This window comes from uncultured Eubacterium sp., assembly GCF_945980375.1.
Taxonomy (GTDB): Bacteria; Bacillota; Clostridia; order Oscillospirales; family Acutalibacteraceae; genus Eubacterium_R.
Genome location: NZ_CAMFQO010000018.1, coordinates 25183 through 35535 on the forward strand (window position 1 = coordinate 25183; position 10353 = coordinate 35535).

Genomic DNA, 10353 nt, shown 5'->3' on the forward strand with positions numbered 1-10353 from the left:
AATCCCCTCCTTTTAGCTAACATCTGCCGCATCTAAATACAGATGTCCGTAATCGGCAATATAATTCTTTCTTCCCTCAAGGTTGTCACCCAAGAGCAAATCAAACATTTCGCTTGTGGCAAGTGCATCGCTCGGAGTAACCTTAATCAATCGTCTTGTGGCAGGATTCATAGTGGTAAGCGACATCATATCCGCCTCGTTTTCACCAAGTCCCTTTGAACGTTGAACGATATATTTGCTGTCACCCAGCTCTGCCTTAATCTCATCCATTTCTATTTCATTATAGGCGAAATAGGTTTGATCCTTACAGGTGACCTCATAAAGCGGTGATTCGGCAATGTAAACCTTGCCCTCCTCAATAAGCCTTGGCATCAGCCTGTAAATCATTGTAAGAATAAGTGTTCTGATTTGGAAGCCGTCAACATCGGCATCGGTACAAATCATTATTTTGTTCCAGCGCAGTGCTTCCATATCAAACATCGAAACATCCTTTGCCGCCTTGCTCTTTACCTCTACACCGCAACCGAGAACCTTAATCAAATCAGTTATTATTTCACTCTTAAAAATTTTATCGTAATCGGACTTAAGGCAATTAAGTATTTTACCTCTTACAGGCATAATAGCCTGAAAATTTGCATCTCTTGCCTGCTTACAGGCACCGAGAGCAGAGTCACCCTCTACAATAAATATTTCTCTCTCATTAACATCCTTTGACCTGCAATCAACAAACTTTTGAATACGATTTGTCATATCCACCTTGGTTTGAAGAGTTGTTTTAAGGGTTTTTCTTGTTTTTTCCGCTTTAATACGGGAACGCATATTAATCAAAACCTGATCGGCTATTTTGTCTGCGTCCATCTTGTTTTCAATAAAATATACCTCAAGCTGCTTTCTGAAAAAATCAGTCATTGCGTCTTGAATAAATTTGTTTGTAATAGCCTTCTTTGTTTGGTTTTCGTAGGAGGTTTGTGTTGAAAAAGAAGACACAACAAAGATAACACATTCTTCAATATCCTGAACAGTAATTTGAGAATCTGTTTTATTATACTTATTTGTTGATTTAAGATAAGCATTAATTTGATTTACAAAAGCACTTTTGAATGCTTTTTCAGGAGCACCGCCGTGTTCAAGGAAGGATGAATTGTGATAATATTCCTTAAGCTGTGTTTTCAGCGAAAAGCAAAGTGCAGCCTTAATCTTAAGCTTATAATCGTTAAGGTCATCTCTGTCTCTGCCGACTCTTTCGCACTCCCAATATTGAGGAGAAGTAAAAGCACCGTCGCCTGCAAGCTCTGCTACATAATCCTTAATGCCGTTTTCGTAGCAATACTCGAAGGTTTCAAATTGGGTGGCGGTTAGCTGATTTTTGAAAACAAATGTAATTTTATCATTAACAATAGCCTGACGCTTTAAGGTTTCCTTGTAAAAATCAATAGGCACGTTAATATCGGTAAACACCTGCAAATCAGGCTTCCATCTAATTCTTGTACCTGTATCCCCTCTTTTCCCATACGGTTCCTTTTGGAGTCCTCCGACATTTTCACCGTGCTCGAAATGAAGATTGTATCTAAAACCGTTTGTCTTAATTTCAGCATCCATATACTCTGAAGCATACTGTGTTGCGCAAAGACCAAGACCGTTTAATCCCAATGAGAACTCGTAGTTATCTCCGCCATTGTCATACTTACCGCCTGCATAAAGCTCGCAAAACAAAAGCTCCCAATTATATTTATCCTCATTTTTATTATAGTCAACAGGAATACCTCTGCCAAAATCCTGTACCTCAACAGAGCCGTCAAGAAATCTTGTAACAATAATTTTGTTACCGTATCCCTCTCGCGACTCGTCTATTGAGTTAGACATAATTTCAAATATAGAATGCTGACAGCCCTCAATACCGTCCGAACCGAAAATAACCGCAGGTCTTTTTCTAACTCTGTCTGCACCCTTTAACGATTTAATACTTTCATTTCCGTATTCTTGCTTTTTCGCCAAACAAATCCCTCCATAACAAGTATACATATACATTTAGTATACTATATATTGTATAAAAATGTCAAGACAACAAAAAATCAAATCCTCATTTGAGGATTTGATACAGCGTGTCGAAATAGCTAAATTGTAAATTTCGACACGCTGGTAGACTGTTGAGAAATGGAACTGAATTTCGCATTTTGTGAGGGAAGATGTACGAGGGTACCTCGACCGAGCAAAAGGCGAAAAACGCCAAAAGCGGCTTAGATTCGATGTCTAAGCCGCTTTTACAATCCCTCCGAGTGCGATAAATCGCACCCACCTCCCTTTACACAAGAGAGGCTCAAATCGGTTTGTTTTATTTATATGGCGTGTTTCAGCCCACTTTATCGACAGTCTAAATCAAAGCATTTTATATCATAACAGCATTGCCAACCTTTGTCCAATTAGAATAAAAGGTGTTATTATCATTTGTATGTTTATATGATCTTATTCTGAAATAATAACGTCTTTTTGATTTTAGATTATTTATGGTTGCACTGCTCTTTGTTCTGCCCTCAACAATAATGTACTTATTGTTTTTGCTAAAGTCCGGTGATGTGCTGTACACAATCTCATATCCGTCGCACTGTGCATTAACTGTAGTCCAAATCAGGTCTGCTTCACTTGGTCTAAGTATAATCTTTTTAAACACAGGACATTGTGGATAAATAAAGAAGAACAGCCTTGCCATACCTGAATAATTGCCGATAAAGCAAACATCATATGTATACATACCTACATTTTTTCTGCCCAGAGGTGATGCAAAGACGTAATCAGAGCCTAACGATAACTCGTTGCCTACCGTATCAACAACACTGACATTTGGAGAAAACTGATACCCGTCATACACAGCACCCGTATATTCAAGAGAAACACGGTCAATGCTGTAAATAAGCTCATCGCTTTGCACATATCCGCACACAGCACAATAAGTAATCAAATGGCCGTTTGAATTATCCGTTGCACTCACGGATTTTTCCACAAGCTTATGGCCGACAGGACAGATGTATTCGTTAATCAGCCTAATATCACAGGTTTTGCAGGTATATTCAACATAACCAAACTCTGTGCAGGTAGGATTTACCGTCCTGTAAACAGGCTGATGCTTGTGCTTTACATCAATCTGGGGCGAATCGCTTTTGTTAACCTCTATGCCAAGCTCATCAAAATCTTCAAGAATATTAACGGTTTCTTCGCTGAGGGTAATTGATTTCAAATTCACAACACCGCCAAACGAGCCCTTGCATATGGTATTTGTGTTTTTCAGTGTTTCAAAGGTTTTTGATGCCTTTGCCTGAGGATACCTTACAAGCATTGAAAGATTTTTGGTATACAGTACGCCGTCAAAGGATGAATACAGCTCGTTGTCAACATCAACATATATTTCCTTCAGCGAGGTACACCCGTCAAATGCAGATACATCTATATCATTAATTGTGTCGGCTATACTTATCCTTTCAACAGCCGTGCAGTTCCTAAACAATCTATTACCGATTGATGTAATGCCGCTGCATACAGTAACAATTTTAACATAATCGGCAATATGAGCAAAAGGAGAATTAAAGGAGTCAGGTATTTCACCTGCTCCTTTAATCTCAAGTGTTCCTTGCTTAGTATCAAGTGTGTATTCTATATTACTGTTTGGGATGAAATCATTAACAACCTGTGCATTTGCCGAAAAAGGAATACTGCACACGGCAAGCACAAGTGTTATAAGAAATGAGACTACTCTTTTCATATCAAATTAAATGTTAGTATGGTATATGCCTGTTATGGTTTGAACAAGGAGCGACATTCCCGTAACAGATGCCCAGCAACAAAAACCGAGAAAAATCGGCTTTCCTCCGTTCTTAACAAGCTTTACAATGTTTGTATTTATGCCGATGGCACACATAGCCATTGCAATAAAGAACTTTGCAAGCCATTTCATAACGCCTACAAATGTATCGTTATAAAAAGCTGTAAAAGAGCTTTCAGGTAAAAAGTCAACAACAGTTGTAACTACCGAAGCAGCAACGAAATACAGAATAAACCACGGGAATATGCTCTTAAATGAGAAATTTGATTTACCGTCACCGCTCTTTGCTTTCTTTGTCCTAATAAAAGCAAGAGCAAGAGTGATAGGAATAATTGCAAGAGTTCTTGTAAGCTTAACTGTTACAGCAGTAGAAAGAATACCGCTGACGCCGTAAAGACTTTCTGCCGTTGAGGCTGTTGCAGTAACCGACGAGGTGTCATTAACCGCGGTACCTGCAAACACAGCAAAGCCCTCGCTGCCAAGCCCGATAGCATGGCCAAATACTGGAAAAACAAGTGCGGCGAGAACATTAAACAAAAAGATTACCGATATTGATTGAGCAACCTCCTCGTCATCGGCATCAATTACAGGAGCAGTTGCCGCAATGGCGGAGCCACCGCAAATTGATGAACCGACACCAATAAGACATGCGGTTTTTGAATTAATTTTTATAACCTTCATAAGAAGAAAAGCAACTATTAATGATATTGCAACTGTCGAAACAATAACCGGTAGGCTCTTTGCTCCGACCTTTGCTATTGTGCTCAAATTAAGAGAAAAGCCAAGAATAATTACTGCCCATTGCAAAATCTTTTTTGATGTGAATTTGATACCTCCGACAAACAGAATGCTTTTTGGAAGATTTGGAAAAATCATATTTAAGCACATACCGAAAACTATTGCAATAATCGGTGCACCAATCAGTTCAACACTAAATGAGCCGATACTGATTTTGCAAAGCAGTGTTGCAATTCCTGCAACTATTGCCGACACAATAATTCCCGGTACCGTTTCTTTAATCTTTTTCAACCAAACAACCCCAATCAGTTATCAATTCAAATCAGTTATCTATATTCTTTACAACATCAATATAAAATAAACTATCTCTGTTACAGTAATAATATATTCTTTTAACAAGGCAGATTATATAACAGCAACACCCGTCACACAACCTACGGATAGTAGAGTAAAAACCAAATGTTATAAACGTCAAAGATATTTTAACATCAAATTGCCAAGTATTCAACAAAAAATTTATTTTTCTATAAGCTAAGGTTAAGCAATTATTTATTAATCAATAAAAAATCACCTCTAAAAGAATAGAAACTCTTTTAGAGGTGAGGGTTTGTTCATAAATAATTATTATTCTTTTGATATAACACGAAGCACTTTAGATAATTCAATAAAATTGTACAAGAAAAAGCCACCAAAGCCTACAAATACAATCGCCATTATTGCAACAAAAATTGAATCACTATTTGTTAAATTTTCTGCATCAATCAAAAAGGCACAAATTCCCAAAAATCCAATTATTGAAAACAGACCGTATCGTAAAAATAATGTTAAAAATACACTTCCCAGTATCTTGTTTCGTTGTTTTGAATTACTATAAAAGTAAATACAATATTCTGAATCAATTCCTTTAATATCAAAACAGCGAAGCTTCAAATACTTGTTGTCAGAAAATGGTTTAGCACAAATCTCAAAGTGAGCTTTCTCTTGTTTGGTTGGTAAACAGACTTTTGTTTTCAAATAATCATAATATGTTGCATTAAAACTATCATATTTATTGAATAATCCAAATTCATGTATATGAAAATGCTTCGCCTTATTTTTTTTTCTCTTAATAGTTATGTGCTTATCATCTGTTTCGACTTGTGTTTGTTTGAAAGGCTCAACAATAATAATTTCATTATTTACTAATATTTCAATAGAAACATCGGTTTGATTATCCAAAGTTAATTTCATTTGTTTTCTCCACTATTAAAATACATCAAATTGTTAAATCTTAACTCAATTTATTTCATTATATCACTTAAATTTATATCTATCAATAATCATCTGGATATATGAAACAACTTGTGGTATTGTCTGTTGCTAAGGGTAACGGCAATAAACTGAACCCGTCAAACATAAGAAATAGGTTCTATCGTATCCTTAAGGGTGCCGGTATAGAAACAAAAGGCATACATAGTCTGCGACACACATTCGCTACAAATCTTGTTAACGGTGTAAGGTTGAATGATGGAACGATAAGAGCCTTATAGCCAAAACAGGTTGCAAACCTATTAGAACACTCAACATCAGAGATAACCGAGTTGTACTATGTGAAAAAGGATGATAACCTGCTCGGCGAATTAACAGATGGGTTTCAGTTGTAAAAACTCAGAGGATGAAATTAGTCGCATCCTCTGTAATTCAATACTTCCATTGCGGATTGAACAGCCTTGTCTTTTGTATCGTAAAAGCCGGAATGAGCATAATTTTCTGAAACAGTCCAATAGTAATGGTATCTACCTTCATATTCATCAAAATCTTTTTCCATAATAATATAAGAATACACATTATTCTTTTCGTAAATCTCAACATACAAATTTTCACTTATGTCAATAACATCAATTGCGTCGTCATCCGGTGTTTTTGGAGGGCTATTTATAAAGCAACCTTTTGATTTATCATATTGGAAGATAGTTGATATGCTGCTCTTTTTTATAAAAGGATTTTTTAATCTTGAATATCCATACCAAGTGGTACCAATACAAACGCTTTCTCCATCATCATAAATTATATAGTATTCTTCCCGACACAATGATTTACCTCTGTAATATTCTTTATGACAGATTTTGTACTGAAACAGTCCCAATATAAAATCTGCAGCACGCTTGATATAATTATCCTCTACTTCATCAGGTTCAGAACTATAATCTTCAAAATGAGAATGGTCTGTAAAATAAAACACTATGATTTCACTGTCAAAAACCTCAAAACCAACATTATTTTTTTCGTCAATCATTACTAAATCTGATTTACAATCTCTGTTTTTCCAATCTTTATTTTCGGTGCTGATTGAAATTTCGGACTTGACGAAATAATTTTCCAAAGCATCAAGCAGTTGTGAAGTGATTTTATAATTCATATTTTCACCTACCTATATAATCCTATTATACTTTGTTTGAATTTGAAAAACAACATATATAATTGATGCTCAAATGATGCTGTACGGGTTGAAATTGTTGGATTTTTTGCAAAAGGTTGGACAAATTGAAATTGGCAGAAGGACTTGGTCTCGCCTGTCGGCTCGGTCGGTGCTTCTAAACACCTGCGGTGTTTAGAGGTGTCCACCGGACACCCGCACCCCTCGGCACGCGGTTTTGGAGTGGTCGCGGTCTATTAAACCGAGTCCCTCAAAACCCACAATTTTAGGACATCTTTCAAAGAATCAACAATTAAAAAAATCACTTTGATGCTTTATTGATGCTCTGTGATAGAAATCATATTTTTAATCAGTATCTTTTAATACCTCAGCAATATTTTCTGCTATTCTTCTTATAACAGGAACAACAACACTATTGCCACATTGTTTATATGCACTGTTAAGCGGTATTTTAGGAAATCGAAAATCTTTTGGGAATCCTTGCAATGCAAGGCATTCATATGGAGTTATTTTACGAATTCCATAATCATCCAATATGATTGGTACTCTGTCCGGATATGTCCCCATGTTTGCCATTAATGTAGGGCAGATATAGTGTGCTTTTCGCGACACTCCCGAATCATATATTTTATATAGTGCTCGTTTATCTGTCACTATTCTTCTTAACTCATCATAATAAAAGCTGCTTTTGTTATAGTAATAAATATCATCGTGTTTAACTTCACGAACTAAAACATCATTTAGTTTAGTTGTAAGCTCAACTTTATTAGGAAATTTAAAACGTTCACAAGCTTCTAAATCTTTAAAAGCAACAATGAATATTCGTGTTCTGCGCTGAGGCACATTACCATATTCAAGAGAATCCATTAGCTGATATCTTATGCTATACCCTTGTGGAGCTAAAGCATTATAAACTGTCAAAAATGATTTTCCGTCATCATGCTCTAATAGATTTGCAACATTTTCAAGAAATATTACCTTGGGCTTTTTTGATTCAGCAATACGAGCAATCTCAAAAAACAAATTGCCACGAGGGTCATTAAATCCCTTGCGGAAACCCATTATAGAGAATGGCTGACATGGGAATCCTGCAACAAGAATATCAAAATCCGGAATTTCTGTTATATCAACTTTTCTAATATCCTTTTCGACTAAATATTTTGAGCCGAAATTATGGCGATATGTAGTTGCAGCATCTTTATCAAATTCATTTGCCCATACGATATCAAACCCGGCTTGTTGAAAACCGAGATCGATACCACCTATTCCACTAAATAAACTACATACTTTCATTTTTTGCCGCTTTTCCTATTTCATCTATCAGTTTTGAAATATCTTCAGCACAGTTGCCTTGTGACCAAGTAGTAATTAAATGCTTCATATCAATCAAGAAGGCATAAATTTTAACATGAGATAATTTATCATTTCTCCAATCTGCTTTGGAATATCCAATATATTCAAGATTATCCTCGAAATCGAAATCATTATTGTTTTTGTTATAAGGCAAGATAAAAGCACTATAAACCTCTTGGATATTTTCTTTCTTTTTTAAATTGCAGATAATGTTATCCCCGTAAGTTATTTGCTTTTGAATTGAGGTGGTTTCAGGCAAATCATCTTCATTTTTTGTCATACCAAATCGATAATACTTTGCATCTAATATGTAAGCAACTTTTTCATCACCGGTCGTTTCTTTTGATAATGGTTCAATGCGAATCGTATCTGGCCTTAATGACGAGGCATCTTTTGGAGAATAATTATTTTTCTTTAGATACCATTTTGCATTTGGATTGTACTTTTTAATATCTGTTATATTGCTAAAAACACAATCTACCATGCGCTCAAATACATAATGATACTTATCAACACCGTACACAATTTCCTTTGCTCTATCAGAATCATCTACTCCCGAAAGCACTTTTAACATATGGGTTAAACGTAATTTCTTTGTGTCATCAAATGTTCTTGTTAACTCGGTTTTTATGGCTCTAATGTATTTTTTTATAATAGCAGTTGTTGTTTTAGGAACATATACGCTTTTTTCACTAATCCCAAATAACCAACCGATCTTTCTAACGGAGTCGAAAACGCAGTATTTATGTGCATCAGTTACCACATCATCACAATCATTTCTAACTTCAGTCACAATATCGTTGTAAATGACATTGCCCTTTGAAATAATAGGCTGTGTTTCTAATGTTTTCTTCCAATTAACTTTGCCTTTTGCATTAGTTTTATAAAGCTTTTCACTATTACGATAATAGCCATTAGTGAAATAATCTCTAATAATCCACAAATATGACATTAACGCAAAGCTTTCAGTTTTTGAAGTGCCGTTATCGACAGAGTAATTAACAGAAGATTTACTTTTTGCCAATGAGATAGAACGGATAATATTAATAATATCATTTCTAAACTCTCGTAGATCATCTTTAGGAGCTAAATCATATGATTCGGGATGGTAAAAATGTATTTCTTCATTTTTTATACGAATTCCGATAAAACTATCGTTCTCCTTATTTGTAACAGGATGACAAATTATTCTTTTATCATTATTCATTTTCTTCCTCTTCTTGTGGATGAGCAGCTACTTTTTCTTCAAAGATATTTGGTATAAATACTTTTACGCCTTTGTTCTTATAATCTTTTATAAGTGATTCAAAGGTTTTATAGTTGTTAAAAATAACATTATGATCAAGCTTTGAAACATCGCTCCAAAGGTAATCCAATACTTTATATGCAAATTCATCAACATTATCCAAAGTGGTTAAACCAACAAAGAATGCACCGATTTTTTTATCTTCATTGATTTGTAAATCATCCAAATGATCATCAATATATGAATTAATACTTTCAACAAATTCGCTCCAAGTATATTCGTTCATTCCAGGAACTGCTTTATTTTTGATTTCTTCATCATCACCAAAATCGTTAGGAATGCGCTCCTTTGCCCATCGACGAGTAAATGCAGTATCCAATGTATAAACATTTTGGTCACTTGTATTCATTGTGGCAAAAATATCCATATTTCCAGGAATTTTTATCTCATTAAATATGTATTTTATTTTTTCGCCATCAACATCAAAATTAAGGCTGTTAAGATAATCAATGATACCTACATTTACAATACCATATTGGCTTACACTGTCATCATCTCTATCGAGTAATTGAAAAATATCTCCAAAGATTGCAGGGGCATTACCACGATTTATTTCTTCAATTACAAGAGCAACTTTTTTAGTGGGGTTCTTGATTGCTTGAATTAACGCAAGGGTAAACGGACCCGGATTAAAAGAATATTCAACAACACTATCTCCGTTTTCATTTTTTGTGACTTTAGGCAGGATTTGTCCAATAAAATCAGTATTTGAATAGTCTTGGTAGA

At 35.2% G+C, this 10353-nt stretch carries 9 protein-coding genes; 1 reads left to right on the forward strand and 8 read right to left on the reverse strand.

All coding sequences use genetic code 11. The features are described from left to right. Positions 1 to 12 precede the first annotated feature (12 nt). The 4 genes from Q0P34_RS05940 to Q0P34_RS05955 all read right to left on the reverse strand — a co-directional run bounded on the left by Q0P34_RS05940 (position 13) and on the right by Q0P34_RS05955 (position 5782). The gene (locus Q0P34_RS05940) at positions 13 to 1995 is read right to left on the reverse strand and encodes a toprim domain-containing protein (protein ID WP_294954249.1); all 1983 of its coding nucleotides are present in this window, start codon (positions 1993 to 1995) and stop codon (positions 13 to 15) included. A 391-nt stretch (positions 1996 to 2386) separates the two neighbouring features. After that, on the reverse strand, positions 2387 to 3754 hold the full coding sequence (locus Q0P34_RS05945; RefSeq protein ID WP_294954252.1) for a leucine-rich repeat protein: 1368 nt from the start codon (positions 3752 to 3754) through the stop codon (positions 2387 to 2389). 6 nt (positions 3755 to 3760) lie between these two features. Continuing rightward, positions 3761 to 4843 (reverse strand): YeiH family protein, encoded by a 1083-nt coding sequence (locus Q0P34_RS05950; protein ID WP_294954255.1) that lies wholly within the window; start codon positions 4841 to 4843, stop codon positions 3761 to 3763. A 333-nt stretch (positions 4844 to 5176) separates the two neighbouring features. Then, on the reverse strand, positions 5177 to 5782 hold the full coding sequence (locus tag Q0P34_RS05955) for a hypothetical protein (RefSeq protein WP_294954258.1): 606 nt from the start codon (positions 5780 to 5782) through the stop codon (positions 5177 to 5179). 101 nt (positions 5783 to 5883) lie between these two features. Between Q0P34_RS05955 and Q0P34_RS05960 the strand changes: the two genes are divergently transcribed. Next, on the forward strand, positions 5884 to 6081 hold the full coding sequence (locus Q0P34_RS05960; RefSeq protein WP_294954261.1) for a tyrosine-type recombinase/integrase: 198 nt from the start codon (positions 5884 to 5886) through the stop codon (positions 6079 to 6081). A 131-nt stretch (positions 6082 to 6212) separates the two neighbouring features. On the opposite strand, the gene Q0P34_RS05965 is transcribed toward Q0P34_RS05960, so the two are convergent. The 4 genes from Q0P34_RS05965 to Q0P34_RS05980 form a co-directional block, all read right to left on the reverse strand. Beyond that, positions 6213 to 6950, reverse strand: a complete 738-nt coding sequence (locus Q0P34_RS05965; RefSeq protein WP_294954263.1) for a hypothetical protein — start codon at positions 6948 to 6950, stop codon at positions 6213 to 6215. A 363-nt stretch (positions 6951 to 7313) separates the two neighbouring features. Next, positions 7314 to 8261: a DNA cytosine methyltransferase gene (dcm, locus tag Q0P34_RS05970; protein ID WP_294954266.1), complete on the reverse strand. Its 948-nt coding sequence runs from the start codon at positions 8259 to 8261 to the stop codon at positions 7314 to 7316. Then, entirely contained in the window at positions 8248 to 9528 is a 1281-nt protein-coding gene (locus Q0P34_RS05975) for an LlaJI family restriction endonuclease (protein WP_294954268.1), read from the reverse strand. Before Q0P34_RS05975 ends, dcm begins: the two co-directional genes overlap by 14 nt. Next, the coding region (locus Q0P34_RS05980; protein WP_366783748.1) for a hypothetical protein at positions 9521 to 10353 on the reverse strand (833 nt) is incomplete at its 5' end. The genes Q0P34_RS05980 and Q0P34_RS05975, both read right to left, overlap by 8 nt.